The sequence below is a fragment of the Rhizobium sp. CSW-27 genome (assembly GCF_018760785.1).
GTDB lineage: Bacteria > Pseudomonadota > Alphaproteobacteria > Rhizobiales > Rhizobiaceae > Neorhizobium.
Window position 1 is genome coordinate 157,146 of the sequence record NZ_JAHHZO010000009.1, and the last position, 23,371, is coordinate 180,516.

At 63.7% G+C, this 23,371-nt stretch carries 20 protein-coding genes; 3 read left to right on the plus strand and 17 right to left on the minus strand.

Annotated features, from left to right (window positions below; all coding sequences use genetic code 11):
* Positions 1-49: 49 nt before the first annotated feature.
* From glpK to KLP42_RS17880, 11 genes are all read right to left on the minus strand, one after another.
* Positions 50-1,543 carry a glycerol kinase GlpK gene (gene glpK / locus KLP42_RS17830; protein ID WP_215568300.1) on the minus strand — a complete coding sequence of 498 codons (1,494 nt, stop codon included), beginning with the start codon at positions 1,541-1,543 and terminating at the stop codon, positions 50-52.
* A gap of 233 nt (positions 1,544-1,776) precedes the next feature.
* Complete coding sequence (locus KLP42_RS17835; RefSeq protein ID WP_215568301.1) at positions 1,777-2,547, minus strand: TSUP family transporter; 771 nt, start codon at positions 2,545-2,547, stop codon at positions 1,777-1,779.
* Positions 2,548-2,549: 2 nt separating this feature from the next.
* Entirely contained in the window at positions 2,550-4,541 is a 1,992-nt protein-coding gene (locus KLP42_RS17840) for an alpha-glucosidase (protein WP_215568302.1), read from the minus strand.
* An 11-nt stretch (positions 4,542-4,552) separates the two neighbouring features.
* A complete protein-coding gene (locus tag KLP42_RS17845; protein ID WP_215568303.1) occupies positions 4,553-5,317 on the minus strand; it encodes an SDR family NAD(P)-dependent oxidoreductase in 765 nt (254 codons plus the stop codon).
* 11 nt (positions 5,318-5,328) lie between these two features.
* Complete coding sequence (locus KLP42_RS17850; protein ID WP_215568304.1) at positions 5,329-6,213, minus strand: SMP-30/gluconolactonase/LRE family protein; 885 nt, start codon at positions 6,211-6,213, stop codon at positions 5,329-5,331.
* Positions 6,214-6,223: 10 nt separating this feature from the next.
* The gene (locus tag KLP42_RS17855; protein ID WP_215568305.1) at positions 6,224-7,030 is read right to left on the minus strand and encodes an HpcH/HpaI aldolase family protein; all 807 of its coding nucleotides are present in this window, start codon (positions 7,028-7,030) and stop codon (positions 6,224-6,226) included.
* Positions 7,031-7,041: 11 nt separating this feature from the next.
* On the minus strand, positions 7,042-8,778 hold the full coding sequence (gene araD, locus KLP42_RS17860) for an L-arabinonate dehydratase (RefSeq protein WP_215568306.1): 1,737 nt from the start codon (positions 8,776-8,778) through the stop codon (positions 7,042-7,044).
* A gap of 5 nt (positions 8,779-8,783) precedes the next feature.
* Positions 8,784-9,638, minus strand: a complete 855-nt coding sequence (locus KLP42_RS17865; RefSeq protein ID WP_215568307.1) for a carbohydrate ABC transporter permease — start codon at positions 9,636-9,638, stop codon at positions 8,784-8,786.
* A gap of 3 nt (positions 9,639-9,641) precedes the next feature.
* Positions 9,642-10,511 carry a carbohydrate ABC transporter permease gene (locus tag KLP42_RS17870; RefSeq protein ID WP_215568367.1) on the minus strand — a complete coding sequence of 290 codons (870 nt, stop codon included), beginning with the start codon at positions 10,509-10,511 and terminating at the stop codon, positions 9,642-9,644.
* A 199-nt stretch (positions 10,512-10,710) separates the two neighbouring features.
* Positions 10,711-11,943 (minus strand): ABC transporter substrate-binding protein, encoded by a 1,233-nt coding sequence (locus tag KLP42_RS17875; RefSeq protein WP_215568308.1) that lies wholly within the window; start codon positions 11,941-11,943, stop codon positions 10,711-10,713.
* 105 nt (positions 11,944-12,048) lie between these two features.
* Positions 12,049-13,125, minus strand: coding sequence for an ABC transporter ATP-binding protein (locus KLP42_RS17880; RefSeq protein ID WP_215568309.1), 1,077 nt, complete (start codon positions 13,123-13,125; stop codon positions 12,049-12,051).
* A gap of 244 nt (positions 13,126-13,369) precedes the next feature.
* Here KLP42_RS17880 and KLP42_RS17885 point away from each other — a divergent pair, with 244 nt between their 5' ends.
* Positions 13,370-14,422, plus strand: coding sequence for a LacI family DNA-binding transcriptional regulator (locus KLP42_RS17885; protein WP_252193072.1), 1,053 nt, complete (start codon positions 13,370-13,372; stop codon positions 14,420-14,422).
* Between the two features lie 45 nt (positions 14,423-14,467).
* Here KLP42_RS17885 and KLP42_RS17890 read toward each other — a convergent pair whose 3' ends face one another.
* The 5 genes from KLP42_RS17890 to hutI are packed head-to-tail and all read right to left on the minus strand — an operon-like array spanning position 14,468 to position 20,348.
* On the minus strand, positions 14,468-15,049 hold the full coding sequence (locus KLP42_RS17890; RefSeq protein WP_353844890.1) for a HutD/Ves family protein: 582 nt from the start codon (positions 15,047-15,049) through the stop codon (positions 14,468-14,470).
* Complete coding sequence (gene hutU / locus KLP42_RS17895; RefSeq protein ID WP_215568310.1) at positions 15,049-16,722, minus strand: urocanate hydratase; 1,674 nt, start codon at positions 16,720-16,722, stop codon at positions 15,049-15,051. Before hutU ends, KLP42_RS17890 begins: the two co-directional genes overlap by 1 nt.
* Before the next feature lie 2 nt (positions 16,723-16,724).
* Positions 16,725-17,537 (minus strand): N-formylglutamate deformylase, encoded by an 813-nt coding sequence (gene hutG, locus KLP42_RS17900; RefSeq protein WP_215568311.1) that lies wholly within the window; start codon positions 17,535-17,537, stop codon positions 16,725-16,727.
* A gap of 4 nt (positions 17,538-17,541) precedes the next feature.
* Positions 17,542-19,077 carry a histidine ammonia-lyase gene (hutH, locus tag KLP42_RS17905; RefSeq protein WP_215568312.1) on the minus strand — a complete coding sequence of 512 codons (1,536 nt, stop codon included), beginning with the start codon at positions 19,075-19,077 and terminating at the stop codon, positions 17,542-17,544.
* Complete coding sequence (gene hutI / locus KLP42_RS17910; RefSeq protein ID WP_215568313.1) at positions 19,074-20,348, minus strand: imidazolonepropionase; 1,275 nt, start codon at positions 20,346-20,348, stop codon at positions 19,074-19,076. The genes hutH and hutI overlap by 4 nt, the downstream gene beginning before the upstream one ends.
* 96 nt (positions 20,349-20,444) lie before the next feature.
* On the opposite strand from hutI, the gene KLP42_RS17915 reads away from it, so the two are divergent.
* Positions 20,445-21,791: a formimidoylglutamate deiminase gene (locus KLP42_RS17915; RefSeq protein WP_215568314.1), complete on the plus strand. Its 1,347-nt coding sequence runs from the start codon at positions 20,445-20,447 to the stop codon at positions 21,789-21,791.
* The gene (hutC, locus tag KLP42_RS17920) at positions 21,788-22,507 is read left to right on the plus strand and encodes a histidine utilization transcriptional repressor HutC (protein ID WP_215568315.1); all 720 of its coding nucleotides are present in this window, start codon (positions 21,788-21,790) and stop codon (positions 22,505-22,507) included. Before KLP42_RS17915 ends, hutC begins: the two co-directional genes overlap by 4 nt.
* Before the next feature lie 169 nt (positions 22,508-22,676).
* On the opposite strand, the gene KLP42_RS17925 is transcribed toward hutC, so the two are convergent.
* Entirely contained in the window at positions 22,677-23,183 is a 507-nt protein-coding gene (locus KLP42_RS17925; RefSeq protein WP_215568316.1) for a hypothetical protein, read from the minus strand.
* Positions 23,184-23,371: the final 188 nt, after the last annotated feature.

The window sequence follows — 23,371 nt, forward strand, 5'->3', positions numbered from 1 at the left end:
CGGATGGGGGAACCATAGCCGCGCAAGCGGCGCCCGCCTATCCCCCTTTCTACTTGCCGAAGCCCAGCGTGCACCGCACGGCCGAATCCCAGCCCGTCAACAGATCCGCGCGCTCGTTCGCCGCCATGGCGGGCACGAACTGCCGCTCCAGATGCCATTCCGCGGCAAAGCCTTTCTGATCCGGCCAGATGCCCGCGCCGTGGCCGGCAAGCCAGGCAGCGCCCAGAGCGGTTACTTCCGTCGAGGCGGAGCGATCGACTGCAACGCCCAGAATGTCGGCCAGCCGCTGCATGGTCCAGTCATTCGCCGACATGCCGCCATCGACACGCAGCAGCGTGTCGGCATTGCCCGGCCAGTCCTTGCGCATCGCCCCCAGCAGGTCACGGGTCTGGAAGCAGACCGATTCGAGCGCCGCACGGGCAAATTCCGCCGGCCCAGTGTTGCGCGTCATGCCGAACATGGCGCCCCGCGCCTCCGCGTCCCACCAGGGCGCCCCAAGACCGGTGAAGGCGGGCACCAGATAAACGCGCTGGCCGGGATCGGCCTTGGCGGCAAGCACGGCCGTCTCGGAGGCCTTGCCGATCATCTTCAGCCCGTCGCGCAGCCACTGAACAGCCGCACCCGCGATGAAGATCGACCCTTCCAGCGCATAGTGGATCTCACCGTTCAGGCGATAGGCGATGGTGGTGAGCAGGCGGTTATTCGAGGCCACCCGGTCTGTGCCGGTGTTCAGCAGGGCAAAGCAGCCGGTGCCATAGGTGGATTTCATCATGCCTGGCGTGAAGCAGGCCTGGCCGATCACCGCCGCCTGCTGGTCGCCGGCAACGCCGCGGATGGCGATTGCGCCGCCGAAGATTTCGGGATCCGTCTCGCCGAAACCGTCGATATTGCTGAGGATCTCCGGCAGCATGCTGCGCGGAATGTTGAAGAGCTTCAGCAGATCCTCGTCCCATTCGGCGGTGCCGATGTTGCACAGCATGGTGCGCGACGCGTTGGTCACGTCGATCACGTGCCGGCGCCCGCCGGTCAGCCTGTAGATCAGCCAGCTGTCGACCGTGCCGAAGGCGAGATGCCCCTGTTCGGCGGCATCCCGCGCGCCGGGAACGTTGTCCAGCAGCCACGCCACCTTCGTGGCGGAGAAATAGGGATCGATCAGGAGGCCGCTTCGCTCGGCGACCAGTTGCGAATGCCCCTCGGCACGCAGTTCCGCGCAACGCTCGGAGGTGCGACGATCCTGCCAGACGATCGCCCTGTGGATCGCCTTGCCGGTGCGGCGGTCCCAGACGAGCGCCGTTTCGCGCTGGTTGGTGATGCCGATTGCGGCGATCTGCGCTGCGGTCACGCCGGCGGCTGCCATTGCCTGCCGGGCCGTCTCGACTGTCGTCGTCCACAGGTCTTCCGCCTCATGCTCCACCCAGCCGGACCGCGGGAAATGCTGCGTGAATTCCAGCTGGCCTGCGCCGCGGCTCTTGTAGGTGCGGTCGAAGATGATCGAGCGGGTGGAGGTCGTCCCCTGGTCGATGGCGAGAATGAAGTCCTTCATGCGGCAGATCCCGTTTCCGTCATGGCATTCAGATCATGAGTGCCGGCCGTCGTTCCGGCCGACCTGCGAGAACAGGGCAGGGGTGAGCGAGGCGAACCGCTGCGCGCCGCGCCGGCATTCTGCCGCGCTAGCCCCGCTTCGGCCTTCGGTCGCATCGTCCTCCCGATCTATTGCCCCTTGGTATCACAGTTGTTCTTCGTTCGAAGCCCCTTTTGCAGCCGCCCCGGCGGTACTCACACCGGCCCCGCCGTCAGCTTCAGGATGGCGGGAACGGCCAGCGACAGACCGGAGAGGAACAGCAGCAGAAAGGCAACGCGGCGCATGGCAAGCGGTGACAGCGGCGGCGGATAGCGTCGCGCCGCCCAGGTCGCCAGCACGACCACCGGAACGGCCAGCAATCCCCACCAGAAGCCGGCGGAAGGCCATTGCCCCGCACCGGCCACCATCACGAGCCGGATCGCCGCGTTGATGGCGAAGATCGCCACCAGCGTTTCGCGCACCGATGCCGGCCTCAGCGGCTGGCGATAGAAGTGATAGATCAGTGGCGGCCCGGCCGTGGAAAACAGCCCGCCCATCACGCCCGCCACGGCGCCGAAGCCGGCGAAAGAGGCAGGCCCCGACATGGTTTCGAGCGGCGCCGGCTTCAGCGACAGCTGGATGCTGGAAAGGACGATCACTACGCCCAGCACCACCTTCAGCCAGTCGAGCGAAGCAGCCGCCATCAGGTTCAGCAGGCCGTAGCCAAGCCCGAGGAACAGCAGACTGGCGGCCAGCGCCGGCACGAACTGGCGAAAGGCAATGTCCCGCCAGCCCCTGGCCAGCACCTGCACCGCATTGACGATGACAAGGATGCTGACCAGCACCGCGGCATCGGTCAGCGGGATGACGCCGCTCAAGCCGACGCCACCCATCATGATGAGGCCGAGTGCGAAACCGGTCAGCGTCTGGGTATAGGCGGCGAAGGCTGCGATGAGCAGAAGGACGGCGAGACTGCTTGTCGCCATGGTCATAGCGTCCGCAACCCGTCAAACAGGGCAGCCTGCGCCGCGCCCTTTCGGGCAAAGACCGCCGGCTGGCCAAGGGGAGCCGGCACCGTCACCGTCTGGCCGCCGTCGAAAACCTCGCCCGACCAGACATGGACCCACGTCTCGCCCTTCGGCAGATAGACCATGCGCTCGCTCTGGGCGGCCTGCCAGACCGGCGCCACGAGAAGGTCGCGGCCATAGAGATAGACATCCTGCACCGCGTAGGTTTCCGGGTCGTCCTCGTGATGGAGAAACAGCGGGCGCTGCACCGGCAGGCCGGTCTGCGCCGCCTCGGCGGAGAGCGCCTTCAGATAGGGGGCCAGATGCACGTAGATCGCCGTCATGCGGGCGAAGTGCGAAAGCACTTCTGCATCCTGATCGATCTGGATGTTGTCACGCGGTCGGTTGCCCTCATGGCTGCGCATGACGGCGGTGAAGGCTGCCATTTCCGCCCAGCGCATGATGAGTTCCGGCGTGCGTACATTGCCGAACAGGCTCGTATAGCCGCCGATATCGGAATGATGATAGGCATTGCCGAGCAGGCCGGAGGAGAGCGCACCGCAGATGACGGTGACCAGCCCGTCATGGCGCGAGAAATCGACCGACTGGTCTCCACCCCACAAAAGCGGGCAATGCGCCTGCACGCCGGTAAAGCCGGCGCGCATGAAGAACAGGGCGTCACCGGTCTTGCCGCGGCTTTCCACCGCCCTTGCATTCACCTCGGCCCAGAGCGTCGGCCAGGCATTGTGCATCAATTTCGCATCAATGCCGTTGGCGAGCTTCACATCGATCGGCAGATATTCGCCAAAATCGGCCATCCAGCCGGAGAGACCGTAATCCAGCATGTTCTTGCCGATCACCTCTTCCGCAAACCAGGCAGCGGCTGCCGGATTGGTGAAGTCGACGACACCGCAATCGAACTCGCCGAAATCGACGAGCGCCGTGCGACCGTCCTCGCCCTTGGCAAAATATCCCTTCTCGTCGGCGACCGGATAGAGCGGGCCATCGACGCAGAGATAGGGGTTCACGTAGCCGAGGAAGCGGATGCCGTCCCTGTTCAGTTCGGCGATCTTTTCGCGCAATCTGGGATAGCGCGTCTCGTTTGCCTGCCAGTCCCAGAACAGGCGCGCGCCGAAGGAGGTGTGGCGAAGGCCGACCCAGTCCTCGCACCAGAGGCCGGAGACCTTGACGCCAGCTGCCCGCATTTTCTCCATGCGGGCAAAGGAATTCTCACCGTCCTTCAGGCCGAGGATCGCGCCGCCATAAACCCATTCTGGAAGCTCAGGCTGACGTCCGAAGCGCAGCGACAGCTGGCCGACGAGATCGACGAAGGTCGGCGCGGCGAAGAATTCCAGCCGCTGCGGCACCGCCCAGACTTCGATCTCGTGAAAACCGTCGCGGCGGAAGTCGAAGACGGAATAGGCGTTCGTTTCCACATGCAGCGCATATCGGCGCGACGACACATAGGTCGGCTGTGGATAGTTGGTGTTGTAGTAGTCGCCGCCCGCCTTGCCGGTCACGTCCGATTTGAAGGTGATCTCGGTCGTCTTGTCGCGCCCGACGCCCGGTTCGGAGGTCCAGAGCGGAAAGCGGCGGCCGCGCATGTCGAAGTAGGACATCTGTTCGCCGCCACCCCAGACATGTTCGTCCGCCTCCGCCTGGATGCGGATCCAGACGCGGTTGATGCAGCCATCGAGCGCCTCGGTCAGCAGCTGGTTTCCATCGACGGTCAACGCAAAGCGGGGCGCCTGGCCCCTTGCTGCGGCAAACTCCACGCGATTGCCGCCAACCTCGACATGGCCAAGCGCGGTGCGCTCCACGACATAGTCCTCGATCTCGAAGTTGCCGCGATACATATCCATCCGCTCTTCGCCCCGTCCAACGAAGAGGGCCGGAGCTGCCTCCGTATGACGCAGGATTTCGCGGCCTTCGAGCGAGAGAGTGAAGCCGCCGGGGATGAGATCGAGTTGCATGAAGAAGACTTTCAGTTCTGGGTCAGACCGGCATCGACGACAAAATTGGCACCCGTGCAGCCATTGCTTTCGTCAGAGCCGAGGAACAGCGCAAGGCGCGCCACATGGCTGGCGTCGAGGCGGAATTTCAGCGCCTGCAGGTCGATGAACTGCTGGTTCTGCTCCGGTGTGGTCCAGAGCTTCAGCTGCCGTTCGGTGACGATGGCGCCCGGTACGATGCAGTTGACGCGAATGCCCGAGGGGCCAAGCTCGCGGGCGAGCGTCTTCGTCAGGCCGTTGATGGCTGCCTTCGAGGTGGTGTAGCCCACCATGCCGGGGCGTCCACGCATCCAGGAGATCGAACTGAACATAATGATCGAGCCGCCGCCGGTCGCGGCCATCGCCTTGGCGACGGCCTGCGTGGCGAAGAACTGGTGGTCGAGGTTGAGTGCCAGGGCCCGCCGCCAGTAGTCCGGCTCGACCTCATCCATGGCGTGGCGGTCGTCCTTGCCGGCATTGTTGACGAGCACCTGGATCGCGCCATTTTCCGTTTCGAATGCTGCAATGGCCTCGCGAAGCGCTGCGATATCGGTGACGTCGCAGGGCTTGAAAATCGCACCCGTCGCCTCCGCCGTCGCGCGCCCGGCCTCTTCGTTGATGTCGACGAAGGAGACCCGCGCACCCTGCGCGCGGTAGGCTTTCACCATTTCCTCGCCGATGCCGGATGCACCGCCGGTGATCAGGACATGGCGGTCGGAAAGTGACTGGTATCGGACGCTATCGTAGAAGGCGGACATTCTGCTTCGTCTCAGATTTCGGGATTAAAGAGGGGTTTGGGAAGGCCGGGGATTTCCGTGCGCATGGCAAACAGCGCGCCGGCGAGCGGGTATTCGGCGCGTTCTGCATCCGGCCGGCCAATGCTGGCGCTGGTGCAGTAGAGGGTGCGCATGTCCGGCCCGCCGAAGGTCACCATGGTCGGGCATTTTGCCGGCACCGGGTATTCGGCGAGAAGCCGACCGTCCGACGCATAACGCTGCACGCGACCGCCTTCGAAGAGTGCGGTCCAGTAGCAGCCGTCAGCATCGACAGCGCCGCCATCCGGGCGGCCCTTGTCTGTCTCGGAGCCGAAACTGGCAAAGAGCTGGCGATTGGTCGCCGCGCCGGTCTCGACATCATAATCGTAGGTGTAGAGCGAATAACGCAGCGTATCGGAATGGTAGAGCCGTTTGCCATCTGGCGAGAACGCCACGCCATTCGACGTGAAGAGCTCTCCGGCAATCTTATGTAGGCCGTGGATGTCGTAGCGATAGAGGCTGGCAATACCCCGCTCGCGCGTCTCATCCACGGTGCCGGCGATGAAGCGGCCGGCCGGATCGACCATGCCGTCATTGAAGCGGCTCACCGCCTGGTCTTCCGGATTGTCCGCCAGCTTGCGCAGCAGTTGACCGGTCGACGAGATCAGCCAGATGCCGGAGCGTAAGCCGGCCACGAAACCGCCGTCCTTTGCCAGGCCGATACAGCCCACCTCTTCCGGCAGATCAATGGTGCCGAGCGAACCGTCAGCCGGATCGAAACGGTGAATGCGCTTATGCTTGATGTCGACGAAATAGAGCACCTGTTCGGCGACCGACCAGAGCGGGCATTCGCCAAGCGCACATTTCGCATCGAGAACGAGATCGAAGCCGGTTGCCACCTAGATCTCCTCAATACGCTGCGCTTGGGGCAGCGGCGGCCGGCTTTGCTTCGCCCTTCATCTGGCCCAGCCAGTCATTGGCGCGGCCAGTCATCATGGCGATGTCGGAGGCAATTGCCGCGTAGTCGTACCCGTAACCGATGAAGCGCTTCACCATGTCCGGGTTCGGGCCGACAATGCCGATCGGCTTTCCGGCCGCATGGGCGTCCTTCGCTGCTTTTTCGATCAGCGCCTGGACCTCGGGATGCGCGATGTTGCCGATATGGCCCATGGCGGCCGACAGATCGCCCGGACCGACAAAGAGCGCGTCGATGCCATCCACGGCGGCGATTTCCGGCAGGCGCTCGATCGCCTCCGGCGTTTCCAGCTGCACGATGGTGCAGACATCGTCATTGGCGTTCTTCAGGTAATTCGGGATCGTGCCGAATTTCGAGCCGCGATGAACGGCAGCAACGCCGCGAATGCCATGGGGCGGATAACGGGTATAAGAGGCGGCGGCTTTTGCTTCTTCGGCCGTCTGCACGAAGGGCAGCATCACGGTGCGGGCGCCTGCATCCATGCAGCGCTTGACGAGGACCTGATCGTTCCAGGCCAGGCGAACGACGGCATCGGCCGGCGTGCAGCCGATGGCACGCAGGATATGGGCAAGATCGGAGACTTCGATCGGCACATGTTCCATGTCCACGACCAGGAAATCGAAGCCGGCGTACCCGAGCGCTTCGGCACTGGCGGGCGCCGCCGCCATCAGCCAGGTGCCGAGCGGCGTCGCGCGAGTCTTGTCGGAGAGCCAGGATTTGAAGGGGTTCAGCGTACTCATGGGCTCGTCCTTTAGAAAATGACCGGGTCCGGCACTTTCGCCGGGCCACTCAGGAAATCGAAATCGCAGCCCTGGTCAGCCTGGCTGACGTGGCTCTGGTAGAGTGCCGCAAAGGACCGCTCGTAGATGCGCGCCGTTGGTTTCCATTCGGCACGGCGTGCCGCCAGTTCCTCGTCGCTAACCTTCATGTTGATGGTGCCGGCGGCGACATCCAGTTCGATGAGATCGCCGGTTTTCACCAGAGCCAGCGGGCCACCGACAGCGGCTTCCGGCGAGACATGCAGGATGCAGGTGCCGTAATGCGTGCCGCTCATGCGCGCATCCGAGATGCGCACCATGTCGCGCACGCCCTGTTTCAGAAGCTTCTTCGGGATCGGCAGGTTGCCCCATTCCGGCATGCCGGGTGCGCCGACGGGCCCGGCATTGCGCAGAATGATGACGGTGTCTTCCGTCACGTCCACGTCCGGCTTGTCGAGCGTCTTGTTCATCGTTGCCGGATCATCGAAGACGATCGCCGGACCCACATGCTTGAGGAATTTCGGGTTGGCGGCGGAGGATTTCATCACCGCGCCGTTTGGTGCCAGATTGCCGCGCAGCACTTCCAGCGTCTTGCCCTTCGACAGAGGTACCACCGGATTGCTCTCATCGCGGATCACTTCGTCATTCCAGCATTCGGCATCGGCGATGTTCTCGCCGATCGTCCTGCCGTTGACGGTCGGCCGCGAAAGATCGAGATGATGCGAGAACTTCTTCAGCAGCGCGTTGAGGCCGCCGGCAAAATAGAAATCCTCCATCAGGTATTCGCCCGAGGGGAAGACATTGGCGGCCACCGGAACCTTCGCGGCCATCGCCGACATGTCGTCGAGCGTCAGCGCGACACCCGCCCGGTTCGCCATGGCAATCAGATGCACCGCGGCATTGGTGGAACCGCCCATGGCCATATAGGCGACAAGGCCGTTCTCGAAGCTTGCCTTGTTGAGGATATCGGAGGGTTTGAGATCCTCCCAGACCATCTCGACAATGCGCACGCCGCAGGCGGACGCCATGCGCGGATGGCCGGAATCGACGGCGGGAATGGAGGATGCGCCGGGCAGCGTCATGCCCATCGCATCGGCAATCGAGGTCATCGTCGAGGCCGTGCCGATGGTGTTGCAGGTGCCGGCGGAGCGGGTCATCCGGCTTTCCAGATCCACCCAGTCATCCTTGGTGATATTGCCGGCGCGAAGTTCGTCCCAGTATTTCTTGGTATGCGTGCCGGCGCCGGTCTTGATGCCGCGCCACTGGCCGTTCGCCATCGGGCCTGCCGGGCAATAGATCACCGGGATATCCATCGAGAAGGCGCCCATCAGCAGGCCGGGCGTGGACTTGTCGCAACCGCCGAGCAGGACGGCCCCGTCGATCGGGTGCGAGCGCAGCAGTTCCTCGCATTCCATGGCAAGGAAGTTGCGGTAGAGCATGGTGGTGGGTTTCACCATCACCTCGCCCACGGAAAGCGCCGGCATTTCCACCGGATAACCGCCCGCCTGCCACACGCCGCGCTTCACCGCTTCCGCGCGGTCGCGCAGGTGCGCATGGCACGGGCTCATCTCGCTCCAGGTGTTGATGATGCCGATCACGGGCCGGCCCATGAACTCCTCGCGTCGCATGCCCATCTGCTGGGTGCGCTGGCGATGCGCGAAACCGCGCATGTCATCGGAGGCAAACCAGCGCTGGCTGCGCAATTCGGACAGTTCTTTTCTGCGTGTCATGCGCGTTATCCCTTGATGCCGCCTGCGGTGAGGCCGGAGACGACGCGCTCCTGGAAGATCACGATAAGGATCGCGACCGGCACGATGCCGACGACGAGGGCTGCGGAAATCACCGGCCAGGGGAAGGCGAATTCGCCCTGATAAAGCTGGATGCCGACCGGCAGGGTTCTGAGCGCCGGATTGGAGTTGAAGGACAGCGCCAGCAGGAACTCGTCCCAGGCATTGACGAAGGCGAGAATGCCCGCCGTGAAGACACCCGGCGCGCAGAGCGGCACGACGACCTTGAAAAGCGCGCCAAGCCGCGTGCAGCCATCGATCATCGCGGCATTTTCGAGGTCGCGCGGAATGCCTTCGAAGAAGGAGACGAGCATCAGCGTACAGACCGGCAGCGAGAGCACCGTGTAGGGCAGGATCAGCGCGATCCAGGTATTGAGCAGGTTCAGCGCCCGCATGATCTCGAAGAGCGGCACCAGCAAGGTCACCAGCGGGAACGTGGAGACCGCAATGATGGCCGACAGAATGAGGCCCCGGTATTTGAGGTTCAGCCGGGCCAGCGCATAGGCCGCCAATACGGAGACCAGCAGTGTCGTGCAGGTGGACAACAACGCCACCATGAAGCTGTTGAACAGGAAGATGTGCAACGGCTGGTCGGAAAAGGCCTGCATGTAGTTGGCAACCGTCGGGGCATGCGGAAACCAGGTGATCGGCTTTACCGTCAGCTCCGCTTCGGTCTTCAGCGAGGTGAAGAGGATCCACAGCGCCGGGAACATGCCGTTGACCAGGAGGATGGTGGCCGCAATGAAGCGCAGCGGCTTGCCGGAGAAGAAGGATGCGGGGCCTTCAGCAGTAACGTGGCTCATGGCTTACTCCTTGGTCCGGATGATGCGCAGGTAGACGACGGTGACGCACATGGAGAGCAGGAACATCACGACCGCCAGCGCCGAGCCGTAGCCGAGGTCGAGGAAGGAGACGGTGTTCTGGTGGATGTACATGGCGAGCGTCGCCGTGGAGGTGCCGGGGCCGCCGCCGGTCATCATGTAGGGAATGTCGAAGGTCTGCAGTGCGGTGATGGTGCGGAAGATCAGCGCAACGACGATCGCCGGTTTCAGGAGCGGCAACGTGATCTCGAAGAACTGGCGCAGGCGCCCGGCGCCATCCACGTCCGCAGCTTCGTAGAGCGAGCGCGGAATGGTCTGCAGGCCGGCGAGGATGATCAGCGCCATGAAGGACGAGGTCTTCCAGATGATCGTCAGACAGATCGCGGCAAAGGCGAGGTCCGGAGAGTTGAACCAGATCACGCCTTCGATGCCGAAGCGGTTCAACACATCGTTGACCACGCCATATTCGGAATGGAAGAACCAGGCGAAGATCAGGCCCGCAAACGAGAGCGGCAGCGCCCAGGGGATGAGCAGCGAAAGACGCACCGGCCATTGCGTGCGGAAGGGCAGGTTGGCAAGCAGGGCCAGCCCCATGCCGACCACCAGCGCGCCGGGCACGGTGATCAGCGTGATCAGCACCGTGTTCCAGGTGGTTTCCCAGAAGACCGGATCCTCGATCATCAGCTGGTAGTTCTCGAGGCCGACGAATTCGGCAGGCAGACCGGAGGTCAGCGACAGGGAAAAGAAGCTGGTATAGGCCAGCCGCGCCACGGGATAGACGATGATCAGCGACAGCAGGATCGCGGCCGGCGCCAGAAGCAGAACGGCCAGCGCCCGGTCGCTCAGGTCCAGCATCCTGGTCCAGGCGGGCGGCTCTTTTTCGATCCTTTGGGTGGTGGTGAGGGTGGAGGTGGTCACCGTCGCAACTCCGGCGCTAGGGTCATCAGTCAACGGACATCCGTCGGCGCAGCGGAAATGGCCGCGCCGTTCAATGTCCAGGAGGGAAGGGGCGGAAAAACCGCGCCCCTTCCGGTCATGTTTGAGGGCGCAGCCTTCAGCGCAGGATGCGCTTCAGACGGCTCTCGATCTGGGTCGCACCATCTTCCGGGGTCATGACGCCGGCCAGCACGGCGTTCACCGTGGTGCGGATCGTTTCGCTGACCTCGTTGTAGCGCGGCGTGACCGGACGCGGCTTGGCGGTTTCGACAACCTGCTTGGCATCGGCAAACCACGGCGCGGCCTTCACAACCTCGGCATCCTGATAGAGCGAGGGATAGGTCGGCAGCAGCGAACCGTTGATTGCCATGAACTTGGAGCTTTCCGGGCTGGAGAGATATTCCACCAGCTTCTTGGCCTCTTCCTGATGCTTGGAATAGGCGGAAACGCCCCATTCCCAGCCACCGAGGCAGGTGGCCTGGTCGCCGCCGGCCATGGCCGGGAGACGCGTCACGCCGACCTTGCCGACCACGGCGGAATCCTTGCCCTGCGACTGTGCCCAGGCGTACGACCAGTTGACGGCGAAGACGACGTTGCCGGCCTGGAATTCCTTGCGGGTATCGTCGGTCGCCACCTCCGCGATGTTCTTCTTGGAAATGCCTTCATCAACGAAGCTCTTCCACAGCTTCAGCGACTTGACGGCGGCATCCTTGTCGAAGGTCAGCTTGCCGTTCTGGACAAGCGACTTGCCCTGGCTCCAGTAGGGCAGCAGGAAGGTGCAGACCGCGCCTTCGATCGCCTTGCCCTGGAAGGAGAGGCCCTGCAGGTCGGCATTGTTTTCGCCGCCATTGATCTTCTTGACGGCCGCCTTCAGCTCGTCCCAGGTTTTGGGGGGCTCAATGCCGTATTTTTCCAGGAGATCCTTGCGGTAGTAGAGAAACATCGAATCGGCGAAGGCAGGCAGCGCCACGACCTTGCCGTCCACCGTATTGGCTTCGGCATAGGCCGGCAGGTAAACCGACATGTCCTTGCCCTCGAACGGGCTCGTCCAGCCGGCCGCGGCGAACTGCGCCGGGCGGATGACGTCGAGGATCAGCACGTCGAGCGAGGAGTCCTTGGCCGACATGATGGTGTTGAGGTACTGGGCCTGCGCTTCCGACGTGTTGCCGCCGGTCTCGATCGTCACTTTCGTGCCGGGATTGGCTGCCTCGAACTTGTCGAGCACCTGGCGCCAGACCTGCGGCTGGTGCTGGCTGGAAATATAGACCTTCAGCTCTTCGGCAAACGCCGGAGCCGACAGGGCAAGCATGCTGGCGGAAAACAGCAGGCCGGTGAGCAATGTCTTTTTCATGGAACCTCCCAGAGTGACAGCCTTTGCGCGGGCTCCAACTCCCCCGCGTGCGGAGCATTGACGACTTGCGGCGAAGGCCGGGCCCCTGGCGCGGCCTGCGCGATCTCAGTGAATGGCACGCTCCGTTGCGGCATCGAACAGATGAACCTTCGACGGATCGAGGCCGAGATGCAGCTCCGCGCCCGGCTCCGGACGGATTTCCGGCGGCAGGCGCGCCGTCAGCATGTCCGAACCGATCAGGAAATGCACAAGCGTATCGGAGCCGAGCGGCTCGACGACCTGAACCCTCGCGGTCAGCGTCATGGCCGGATCGGCCACGGTGACGAAATGCTCCGGACGGATGCCGACGATCAGATCGCGACCGGCCATGGCGCCCTGCCGGCCACGCGCCAGCTGCGCCAAGGGCAGGCGATCGCCACTGGCGAAGGAAAGAGCATCGCCATCGACCTTCGCCCGGGCGAAGTTCATTGCCGGCGAACCGACGAAGCCGCCGACAAACACGCTCTGCGGCTGGTTGTAGACCTCGTCCGGCGTGCCGACCTGCTCGATATCGCCGCCGCGCAGGATGACGATGCGATCGGCCAGCGTCATGGCCTCGACCTGGTCATGCGTGACATAGATGATGGTGGTGCCGATCTGCTGGTGCAGGCGCTTGATTTCCGTGCGCACCTGGCCACGCAGCTTGGCATCGAGGTTGGACAGCGGCTCATCGAACAGGAAGACCTGCGGGCGGCGCACGATGGCGCGACCCATGGCGACGCGCTGGCGCTGGCCACCGGAAAGCTGGCCGGGACGACGGTCAAGCAGATGCGCGATGCCGAGCATCTCGGCCGCCTCGTTGATGCGACCCTCGGCATCCTTCATGGACACGCCGCGCACCTTCAGGCTGAATCCCATGTTCTCGCGCACGGTCTTGTGCGGATAAAGCGCGTAATCCTGAAACACCATGGCGATGTCTCGCTCGCGCGGCGCAAGCTTGTTGACGACGCGCTCGCCGATGCGGATCTCGCCGCCGCTGATCGATTCGAGGCCCGCGACCATGCGCAGCGTCGTGGACTTGCCGCAGCCCGAAGGGCCGACGAAGACGACGAACTCGCCGTCCTGAATGTCCAGGTCGATACCCTTGACGATTTTGAGCGAGCCGTAGCTCTTTTCAAGTTTGCGAAGGCTGACAGACGCCATTCGTTCCTCCCCTACACAAGGGGCGATCCTCCCCCTGCCGCATTCCAATGGCGCGGATCATAGCGCTACGATTGATAAATGCAATGCCCTATCTGTTTTTCGAGAAACGAAGTGCAGAATGGCATGCCTATCGCGGAAATTAGCGTTATTTTACATCAAGTACGTGACATATTGTGGAAAATCCGATTGCTGTCACACGGGGAAAAGAGTAGATTTTCCCATCGTAGCGCTACGTGGGGGAGACATGGCAGACCAGATCAGGCCGGAACACGAGCGTCCGGTGCGACGCCGTCGCAAGATGCAGAGCATCACCATGGCCGACGTGGCGGAACTGGCCAAGGTTTCGCCTTCGACCGTTTCGCTCTACCTGCGTCGGCCGGAGGCGGTATCTGCAAGCGCCGGCAGTGCGATTGCACGGGCCATCGACAAACTCAATTACGTGCCGAACCTTGTGGCAGGCGGACTTGCCGCGGCATCGTCGCGCGCCGTCTCCATCATCGTGCCGTCGGTGCGCAACGCCTTCTTCGCCGAAACGGTGTCTGCCATGCAGGCGGCGCTGCGCAGGGAGCGTCTGCAGGTGATCCTCGGCCATACCGAATATGACGAGCGCGAGGAGGAGGATCTGGTGCGCACGGCGCTGTCCTGGGCGCCGGCGGCCATCGTGCTGACCGGCCTCTCGCACAGCGATGCCACCCGGCGCATGCTGAGCAAGACCACCGTGCCGGTGATCGAGATCTGGGAACTCGGCGGGCCGCAGATCGACACGGCCATCGGCTTTCATCACCAGCAGGTGGGAGCGGCCTCCGCGCGCCATCTGATCCAGCAGGGCCGGCGGCATCTCGCCTATCTCGGGGCGCGCATGCACGAGGACCGTCGTGCGCGGCTGCGCTGCGACGGCTTCATTGCGGCGGCGCAGGAGGCCGGTGTCTGCGTGGATGTCATCCAGCATCCGGCACCCGCTTCGGCGGAGGTCGGCGCCATGCTGATTGCCGAGGCACTGCAGCAGCACCCCTCCACCGACGGGGTGACCTGCTCGAACGACCATGTGGCGCTGGGCGTGCTGTTCGAATGCGAGCGGCTCGGCCTTGCCGTGCCGGACAGGCTGGCGGTGGTGGGCTTCGGCGATCTCAGCTTCAGCGCCGCCTGCAATCCGCCCCTTACCACCATCCGCCCCTCCGGCGACCTGATCGGCAAGGAAGCGGCGCGGCTGATCATCGAGCATCTGGCCGGCCATGAGACACCGGCCCATGCGACGATCGATACCCGCTTCACGCTGCTGCATCGCCGCAGTAGCTGAGGCGGGCAGGGGCCGCGCCGAGATCGACAGGACCTCGACCGGATGTCAGAGCGAACCGGCGCGATCCTCGATGGTGACCAGCAGGATACCGCCGCAACCATCGAAAGACACGGCAGGATCGTCGGACGGCACCAGCACGCAGTCCCAGGTTGCCAGCTCGGTCCGCGCCGTACCGTCCGACAGCCACACCCGCCCCGTGGTGCAGAACACCGCCCTCAGCACGGGTGCAGGCGCCAGATCGAGCGGCAGCGAGGCGCGCTCGACGCGGTGGCATGCGACACCGCGCCGGGTCATCACGTTGAGATCGATCACGCTGCCATCCAGCAGCACCGCAAAACTGTCACGGTCTGCCGCAAAGGCATGCGGCGGGGCCATGCGATTGAGGGCAATGGCCGCCTCACCCTCGGTTTCCAGCAGAATGCCGCCGCCGGAGAGAATGGTCAGCGTGCGATCAACGCCGGGGAAGGCCGAGAAGGAGCCGTCCGTGGCGACCGTCGCCATGCTGATACGCCAGTCGAAATTGTCGAGCCCGGCGCCCGGCGGAAAGATAGCGATTTCCGCCGTCTCGCCGCCGCCGTTCTTCCAGGGCATGCGCCTGTAATCCTGAGCCTTGAGGATCTGCATCATCAGTTGCCGAGGATGCCGGGCAGGCGCAGGCACTTCTCCGTCGCGCAGTCGAGCGCGATCTCGTAGCCCGCATCCGCGTGGCGCATGACGCCGGTTGCCGGATCGTTCCACAACACACGCTCCAGCCGGCGGGCCGCATCATCGGTTCCGTCCGCGCAGATGACCATGCCGGAATGCTGGGAAAAGCCCATGCCGACGCCACCGCCGTGGTGCAGCGAGACCCAGGTGGCGCCCGAGGCGCAGTTCAGGAGCGCATTCAGAAGCGGCCAGTCTGACACGGCATCCGAGCCATCCTTCATCGCTTCGGTCTCGCGGTTGGGAGAGGCGACAGACCCCGAATCGAGGTGGTCGCGACCAATCACCACCGGCGCCTTCAGTTCGCCGTTGCGCACCATCTCGTTGAAGGCAAGACCGAGCTTGTGGCGATCGCCAAGGCCCACCCAGCAGATGCGGGCCGGCAGGCCCTGGAAGGCAATGCGCTCGCGCGCCATGTCCAGCCAGTTGTGCAGGTGCTTGTTATCGGGCAGCAGCTCCTTCACCTTGGCGTCGGTCTTGTAGATGTCTTCCGGATCGCCGGAGAGTGCCGCCCAGCGGAAGGGGCCGATGCCGCGGCAAAACAGCGGTCGGATATAGGCCGGCACGAAACCGGGAAAGGCAAAGGCGTTTTCGAAACCTTCTTCCTTGGCGACCTGGCGGATATTGTTGCCGTAATCGAGCGTCGGAATGCCCATGTTCCAGAAATCGACCATGGCTTGCACATGGGTTTTCATCGAGGCGCGGGCGGCGGTTTCCACCGCCTTTGGATCGCTCTCCTGCTTCGCGCGCCATTCGGCGACGCTCCAGCCGGACGGCAGATAACCGTGGACCGGGTCATGCGCAGAGGTCTGGTCGGTGACGATATCGGGCTTCACACCACGTCGGACAAGTTCCGGAAAAATATCGGCGGCATTGCCAAGAAGACCGACCGATTTTGCCTCGCCGGCCTTCGTCCACTGGTCGATCAGGGCGAGCGCTTCATCGAGCGTATGCGCCTTTGCATCGACATAACGCGTGCGCAGACGGAAATCGATGCGGGTCTCGTCGCATTCGACGGCAAGGCAGCAGGCGCCGGCCATGACGGCGGCGAGCGGCTGTGCTCCGCCCATGCCGCCGAGACCGCCGGTCAGGATCCACTTACCCTTCAGGTTGCCGCCATAATGCTGGCGGCCCGCTTCCACGAAGGTCTCGTAGGTGCCCTGCACGATGCCCTGCGTGCCGATATAGATCCACGAGCCGGCCGTCATCTGGCCGTACATGGCAAGCCCCTTTTTATCCAGCTCGTTGAAGTGGTCCCAGGTCGCCCAATGCGGCACCAGATTGGAATTGGCGATCAATACCCGCGGCGCATCCTTATGGGTGCGGAACACGCCGACCGGTTTGCCGGACTGGACGATCAGCGTTTCCTCTTCGCTCAGCGTTTTCAGCGTCTCGACGATCTTGTCGAAATCGTCCCAGGTGCGGGCCGCCCGGCCGATGCCGCCATACACCACCAGTTCATGCGGGCGTTCGGCGACATCCGGATCGAGATTGTTCATCAGCATCCGGAGCGGCGCTTCCGTCATCCAGCTCTTGGCGGAGAGTTCTGTCCCGGTTGCGGCGCGGACCTCGCGGATATTGTGGCGCGGGTTGGTCATGGTTATTCCCCCTTTTGTTTCAGTTGAAACGCGACCTTTTCGATGCGCTCCAGAATGGCTTTCAGATATTCCCGCAGCCGCCCGGCCTTCGCTTCGTCATAGGCGAAGGGCGGCGCTTCGGTCGAGAGATGGCTGATCTGCGCAAGCTCCATCTGGATCGCATGTACGTGCTTGTCCGGCTTGCCATAATGACGCGTCGTCCAGCCGCCCTTGAAACGACCGTTGACGATGCTTGTGTAACCGTCAGCTTCCGCGGCAATATCGGCAACTGCCGCCTCGATGGCCGGATCACAGGTGCGCCCCATGTCGGTACCGATGTTGAAATCCGGCAGCCGGCCTTCAAACAGGAAGGGGATCAGCGAGCGGATGGAATGGCAGTCATAAAGAACGGCGACACCATGCAGCGCCTTCACCCGTTCGATTTCTACGGCAAGCGCTGCGTGATAAGGCGCGTGGAAGCCTCCGAGCCGTTCGGCAATATCCGCCTCCGTCGGCTGCTCTCCATCCTTCCAGATCGGCTTGCCATCGAAATCGGTTTCCGGAATGAGGCCGGTGGTGTTCTGCCCAGGATAGAGGCTCGTTCCCGACGGATCGCGATTGGCGTCGATCACGTAGCGATGGAAGCTGGCCCGCACTGTCGTGGCATCCGGCAGCAGGCCGGCATAAAGCTCATGGATGTGCCAGTCCGTATCGGCCAGCAGCTTTCCATTGTCGTTCAGCCGATCCCAGATCGCGGGCGGAACCTCGGTGCCGGTATGCGGGAAGGCGAGGATGACGGGCGAGGTGCCGCGGGTGACGGTGAAGGGGGCGGTCATGTTCTTACACATCCAGTCCAGGCAGGAGATCCGTCGAGACGCTGGCCACCAGCGACCCGTCGGCGACGAGCGTGGAGGCCGCAGCCAGATCCGGCGCCATGTAGCGGTCTTCCTCCAATGTCGGCACGGCACTGCGCAGGGTGTCGATCGCCTTCTGCAGCTCCGGGCTCGTTGTCAGCGGTGAACGGAATTCCACGCCTTGTGCGGCCGTCAGCGCCTCAATGCCGATGATCGAGAAGAGATTGTCGGTCATCTGGAGGAGGCGCCGCGCGCCGTGGCAGGCCATGGAGACATGGTCTTCCTGATTGGCAGACGTGGGCGTCGAATCAACCGAAGCCGGGTGCGCCATCTGCTTGTTCTCGCTCATCAGCGCCGCAGAGGTGACTTCGGCAATCATCAGGCCGGAATTCAGACCCGGCTTCTTGGCGAGGAAGGCCGGCAGGCCATAGGAGAGGGCGGGATCGACCAGGAGGGCGATACGGCGCTGGGCAATCGCCCCGATTTCACAGACGGCAATGGCGATCTGGTCGGCGGCGAAGGCCACCGGTTCTGCGTGGAAGTTGCCGCCGGACACGACGCTCATATCCGACAGCACCAGAGGGTTGTCGGTGACCGCATTGGCTTCGATTTCCAGCGTGCGGCCGGCCATGCGCAAAAGATCCAGGCAGGCGCCATCCACCTGCGGCTGGCAGCGGATGCAATAGGGGTCCTGCACCCGCTCGTCGCCTTCCAGATGGCTCTGGCGGATCACCGAACCCTCCAGCAGGCCGCGCAATGCTGCGGCCGTATCGATCTGGCCCTTGTGGCCACGCAGCGTATGGATGTCTTCGGTGAAGGGGGCAGAGGAGCCCATGGCCGCATCGGTCGATAGCGCGCCGGTGATTAATGCGGCTTGAGCCGCGCGATGAGCACGAAACAGGCCGGCAAGTGCCAGCGCAGTGGAAGCCTGCGTGCCGTTGATCAGCGCGAGACCTTCCTTGGCGGCCAGCACCACCGGTTTAAGGCCGGCTCGGGCGAGGGCTTCCGCGCCGGACAGACGCTCGCCCTGATAAAAGGCCTCCGCCTCGCCCATCATCACGGCGGCCATATGGGCAAGCGGCGCCAAATCACCCGAAGCGCCGACCGATCCCTTTTCCGGGATCAGCGGCGTGACACCCTTTTCCAGCATGCCTTCGATCAGGCGTACGAGATCGAGCCGCACGCCGGACGCACCGCGCCCGAGCGAGATCAGCTTCAGCGCCATGATCAGTCGAACGATTGTTTCCGGCAGCGGCTGGCCGACCCCGCAGCAATGCGAGAGAATGAGGTTGCGCTGCAGTGTCGCCGTGTCTGCCGCATCGATCTTGATCGAGGCGAGTTTCCCGAAGCCGGTATTGATGCCGTAGACCGGTTCGTTGCCGGCAGCGATCTGGGCGATACGCGCCGCGGCCTTTTCGATGCCGGCATCAAAGCTGCGGTCCAGCACGGCGGCTTCGCCGGTCCAGTAGATCTGCGCAAGCTCGGCGAGCGTCACGCGGCCGGGGTGAAGGGTAATGGTCATGCGGAGGCTCCTGCAGAGGCAGAGGTGATGCGGCCGTTCCAGACCCGCTGGACGAGCGGGTTAAAGCCGATGCGGTAGACAAGTTCGGCGGGACGCTCGATGTCCCAGAGCGTGAAGTCGGCAGCCTTGCCGGCCTCCAGCGTGCCGGTTTCGGAGAGAAGGCCAAGCGCGCGGGCCGCTTCGCGCGTCACACCTGCCAGGCATTCCTCCACCGTCAGCCCAAACAGGGTGGCGCCCATGTTCATGGTCATCAGCAGCGAGGTGAGCGGTGAGGTGCCGGGATTGCTGTCGGTCGCAAGCGCGATCGAGGCGCCCGCCTGCCGCAGCGCCTTGATCGGCGGCAATTGTTTTTCGCGCAGCGTGTAGAAGGCGCCCGGCAGGAGAACGGCGACGGTGCCGGCCGCAGCCAGCACGGCTGCATCTTCGTCTGCCAGATATTCCAGATGATCGGCAGACAGCGCACCATAGGAAGCGGCAAGTGTCGCGCCCTTCAGATCGGACAGTTGTTCGGCATGCAGCTTGACCGGCAATCCCAGCGCTTTGGCCTCATCGAAGACACGGGCGATCTCCGCCGGCGAAAAGGCAATGCCCTCGCAAAAACCATCGACCGCATCGACAAGGCCTTCGGCATGGGCGGCACGCAGGCCCGGGATGACGATATCGGTGATGTAATCGCCGTTGCGGCCCTTGTAGGCCGGCGGCGTGGCATGGGCCGCAAGCCAGGAGGTGACGATGCGCACGGGGCGGATCTTTTCCAGCTGGCGGGCGGCGCGCAGCATGTTGATCTCGCCTTCGATGGTGAGCGCATAACCGGACTTGATCTCGACAGTCGAGACACCCTCCGCGATCAGCGTATCAAGCCGGGGCAGGGCGGCTTCCACCAGTTGATCGACACCCAGTGCATTGGTGGCTGTGACCGAGGAGACGATGCCGCCACCGGCGCGGGCGATTTCCTCATAGGTCGCACCTGCCAGCCGCATCTCGAATTCCATCGCCCGGTTGCCGCCATAGATCAGATGCGTGTGGCAATCGATGAAGGAGGGCAGCAGCCAGCGGCCCTTGCAATCCACGGCGGCCACCCCTGCGCAAAGCACCTCCGGAAGCTCGGACAAGGGGCCGGCATAGGCTATGCGTCCATCGCGCACCAGCACCGCGCCGTCCTCGACGAGACCCAGCCCATCCCCTGCTTTCAGCGTCGCAAGACGCGCATTGCGCCACAGCGCAAGCCTCGGCGCATCCTGTGATTTCGGTGAAAAATCGTCCCCTGCCATCGGTCTTTCGCCTTCTCTTGTGATGAAAACATGTATATACATTATAGCCATCTCGCAAGGGGAATTTTGAAGCGAAACGGGGAAGGGACAGGCGGAATGCAGGCCATCCATGCAAAAAGCGCTTTATTGCCAGAGGGTTGGCGAAACGATGTACGGCTGACAATCGAGGACGGTCGGATTGCTGCCATCGAAGCCGGCATACCGGCCGAGGCGGGCGACGAGCGTCATGGCGTGCTGGTGCCGACGATGCCCAACCTGCACAGTCACGCCTTCCAGCGCGCCATGGCCGGCCTTGCGGAGGTGCGCGGGCCGGGCGCCGACAGTTTCTGGAGCTGGCGCACGCTGATGTACCGCTTTGCCCTGTCCATGACCCCGGACCAGATGGAAGCGGTCGCCGCGCAGCTCTACATGGAGATGCTGGAAGCCGGCTTCGGCAGGGTAGGGGAATTCCACTACCTGCATCACGACAAGGATGGCGGGCTCTATGCCAATATTGCCGAAATGGCCGAGCGCATCGCCGCCGCCAGCCAGGAGACCGGCATCAGCCTGACGCTGCTGCCGGTCTTCTACGCGCATTCCGGTTTCGGCGGGGCCGCCCCCGGCGAAGGGCAGCGTCGCTTCATCCATTCGCTGGACGCTTTTTCCCGCCAGATGGAGGCCTGCCGCAGCCTGACGGCCCGCATCTCCGGCGCGTGTCTCGGCATCGCGCCCCATAGCCTGCGCGCCGTCACCGCCACGGAACTGTCGACAATCCTGCCACTGGCCGGCGAGGGGCCGGTGCATATCCACGTCGCCGAGCAGGTGAAGGAGGTCGAGGATTGCCTGGCGGCTACCGGTCGCCGTCCGGTCGAATGGCTGTTGGACGAGGCGCCGGTCGACCAACGCTGGTGCCTGATCCACGCCACCCACATGACGAAAACGGAAACGGCCCGCATGGCGGCAACCGGTGCCGTGGCGGGCCTCTGCCCGATCACCGAGGCCAATCTGGGCGATGGCATCTTCACCGGCGCGGCCTATCTCGATGCCGGCGGGGCGCTCGGCATCGGTTCGGATTCGAACATCCGCATTTCAGTGGCCGAGGAACTGCGCCAGCTGGAATATTCGCAGCGCCTCGGGCTGAAGGCCCGCAACGTGGTTGCCGATGCCAATGGCTCCACCGGGCGCAAGCTGTTCGACCGGGCGTTGGCCGGTGGCGCACGGGCCCTCGGCGCGACAGCCGGCATCGTGGCCGGCGCCAGCGCCGACCTCGTTGCGCTCGATGTCTCCGAGGTACCCTATCTCGGCGGGAACCAGATTCTCGACCACTGGATCTTCGCTGGCGGTGTCGGCGTGGACAGCACCTGGATTTCAGGCAGAAAGCTGGTGGAAAAGGGTCGCCACAGGAAGCGCGACGCGATAAGCCGCCGCTTCGAAACGGTGATGCGGGAACTGCTGGCCCAATGAACATGGAAAAAGAGAAGACGCTGCACAGCCGCATCCTGGGCGATCTGGAGCGGCGCATTCTCTCCGGCGAGTGGCCGCCCGGTTACCGCCTGCCTTTCGAGGTGGATCTCGCCGCCCAGTATGGCTGCTCGCGCATGACGGCCAACAAGGTGCTGACACAGTTGGCACGTGGCGGCCTGATCGAGCGACGCAAGAAGTCCGGCAGTTTCGTCGCACAGCCGGTGGCACAGTCGGCCGTGCTCGATATCCACGACATCGAGACGGAGGTGCGCTCCCTCAACCTGCCTTATGGCTACCGTCTGGACGCCTGTACGCGCCGCAGCGCCACGAGGCAGGATTGCGCGCTGATGGAACTGACGGGAGGCGGCGCAGTGCTGGAATGCCTGGCCGTGCATCTGGCCGGCGGGCGCCCCTTCTGCCTGGAGCATCGGCTGATCAACCTTGCCACTGTTCCGGAGGCGGAAGGCGAGGATTTCGGCCGGACGCCGCCCGGCGCCTTCCTGATCAGCCGCGTCCCGTGGAACGCCGCCGAGCACCGCATCCAGGCCGTCACCGCCTCGCCGGAGGTCGCTGCGAAGCTGGAAATTGCCCGCAACGCCGCCTGCCTCGTCATCGAACGCCGCACCTGGGGCGCGGATGGCCCCGTCACCTTCGTCCGCTTCACCTATCCGGGCGACCGCCATGCGCTGGTGGCACGCTTCCAGCCCGGCGGTTGATCCGGACTGTTCCATAAGATGCCTTATGCTGCAAAGGCCGCACGAACCGTGAACAAATGTAAATCCTGCACCCTTAACGCGAGTTGCGTTTTCGGAGCTTTGAGCATCTCTCAGCCCCACCATTTGCGTGAACTGATTTGCGGTTTTTTGCAACAGCCGCAAATCAGTTTCAGCGCTTTATTTTGCACCATGGGATGAATGCACGGCTGCCGCCTGATCCGCGATTAGACGACGGCCTTTCTTTACACGTGGGGTTTTCGCGCACCTTTTCCGGTGAACTCTTTTTATCGTGCTCATGAACCACCCCCGTTTTCGTGTTTGGCCGCGTCCGGCTCAAAGAGCCGTAATCGCTGACACGGACCTGATTAGGCCGTGCCTTTTGTTCCATGGGTGCAGACGCCTTGCGGTGCGCGTCGTCGTGCAGCGCCCTGCCCTTGCGGGTGAGCTCCCGCGTCAACTCATCTGCAATTTGAGCCAGACGGGCGTGCCGCTCGCGGATGGCGTCTTGCCGGTTGTCCACCGACCGAGAGACGCCGACGAGCGGCTTATCCAGAACACCCAGCGCCGCGCGAGGTACTCGACCCATTGCGATTGGGTCCGCGCCGCGCAGCGGTCTGGTTTCGGTTGATATCTTGGCTTCTCTTGCCACACGTTGCCTGTGTGTTTGCTTCGCCATGCGTTTGTTCCCTTTTCATCTGGACAGTACCAAATAGGCCCCATAGGCGTCCGAATCGTCGGACCAAGGGGCAAACCAAGTGGCGTTGCCGTCCACTCGATATCTTTGTCGGCATAACCCGCAGGAGGCGCGAACGGCCAACGCATGGCGGGCCGAACGCGGCGCTCCAATTCGTCCGCTTCGCGGTC

Excerpts from the sequence above, each read along its gene's own strand:
- KLP42_RS17835 (WP_215568301.1), bottom strand. The coding sequence starts at position 2,547 with ATGGCGACAAGCAGTCTCGCCGTCCTTCTGCTCATCGCAGCCTTCGCC.
- hutI (WP_215568313.1), bottom strand. The coding sequence starts at position 20,348 with ATGGCAGGGGACGATTTTTCACCGAAATCACAGGATGCGCCGAGGCTT.
- KLP42_RS17880 (WP_215568309.1), bottom strand. The coding sequence starts at position 13,125 with ATGGCGTCTGTCAGCCTTCGCAAACTTGAAAAGAGCTACGGCTCGCTC.
- KLP42_RS17870 (WP_215568367.1), bottom strand. The coding sequence starts at position 10,511 with ATGCTGGACCTGAGCGACCGGGCGCTGGCCGTTCTGCTTCTGGCGCCG.
- KLP42_RS17875 (WP_215568308.1), bottom strand. The coding sequence starts at position 11,943 with ATGAAAAAGACATTGCTCACCGGCCTGCTGTTTTCCGCCAGCATGCTT.
- hutH (WP_215568312.1), bottom strand. The coding sequence starts at position 19,077 with ATGACCATTACCCTTCACCCCGGCCGCGTGACGCTCGCCGAGCTTGCG.
- glpK (WP_215568300.1), bottom strand. The coding sequence starts at position 1,543 with ATGAAGGACTTCATTCTCGCCATCGACCAGGGGACGACCTCCACCCGC.
- KLP42_RS17865 (WP_215568307.1), bottom strand. The coding sequence starts at position 9,638 with ATGAGCCACGTTACTGCTGAAGGCCCCGCATCCTTCTTCTCCGGCAAG.
- hutU (WP_215568310.1), bottom strand. The coding sequence starts at position 16,722 with ATGACCAACCCGCGCCACAATATCCGCGAGGTCCGCGCCGCAACCGGG.
- KLP42_RS17855 (WP_215568305.1), bottom strand. The coding sequence starts at position 7,030 with ATGAGTACGCTGAACCCCTTCAAATCCTGGCTCTCCGACAAGACTCGC.
- KLP42_RS17915 (WP_215568314.1), top strand. The coding sequence starts at position 20,445 with ATGCAGGCCATCCATGCAAAAAGCGCTTTATTGCCAGAGGGTTGGCGA.
- hutC (WP_215568315.1), top strand. The coding sequence starts at position 21,788 with ATGAACATGGAAAAAGAGAAGACGCTGCACAGCCGCATCCTGGGCGAT.
- araD (WP_215568306.1), bottom strand. The coding sequence starts at position 8,778 with ATGACACGCAGAAAAGAACTGTCCGAATTGCGCAGCCAGCGCTGGTTT.
- KLP42_RS17845 (WP_215568303.1), bottom strand. The coding sequence starts at position 5,317 with ATGTCCGCCTTCTACGATAGCGTCCGATACCAGTCACTTTCCGACCGC.
- KLP42_RS17885 (WP_252193072.1), top strand. The coding sequence starts at position 13,370 with ATGGCAGACCAGATCAGGCCGGAACACGAGCGTCCGGTGCGACGCCGT.
- KLP42_RS17925 (WP_215568316.1), bottom strand. The coding sequence starts at position 23,183 with ATGGCGAAGCAAACACACAGGCAACGTGTGGCAAGAGAAGCCAAGATA.
- KLP42_RS17840 (WP_215568302.1), bottom strand. The coding sequence starts at position 4,541 with ATGCAACTCGATCTCATCCCCGGCGGCTTCACTCTCTCGCTCGAAGGC.
- KLP42_RS17890 (WP_353844890.1), bottom strand. The coding sequence starts at position 15,049 with ATGATGCAGATCCTCAAGGCTCAGGATTACAGGCGCATGCCCTGGAAG.
- hutG (WP_215568311.1), bottom strand. The coding sequence starts at position 17,537 with ATGACCGCCCCCTTCACCGTCACCCGCGGCACCTCGCCCGTCATCCTC.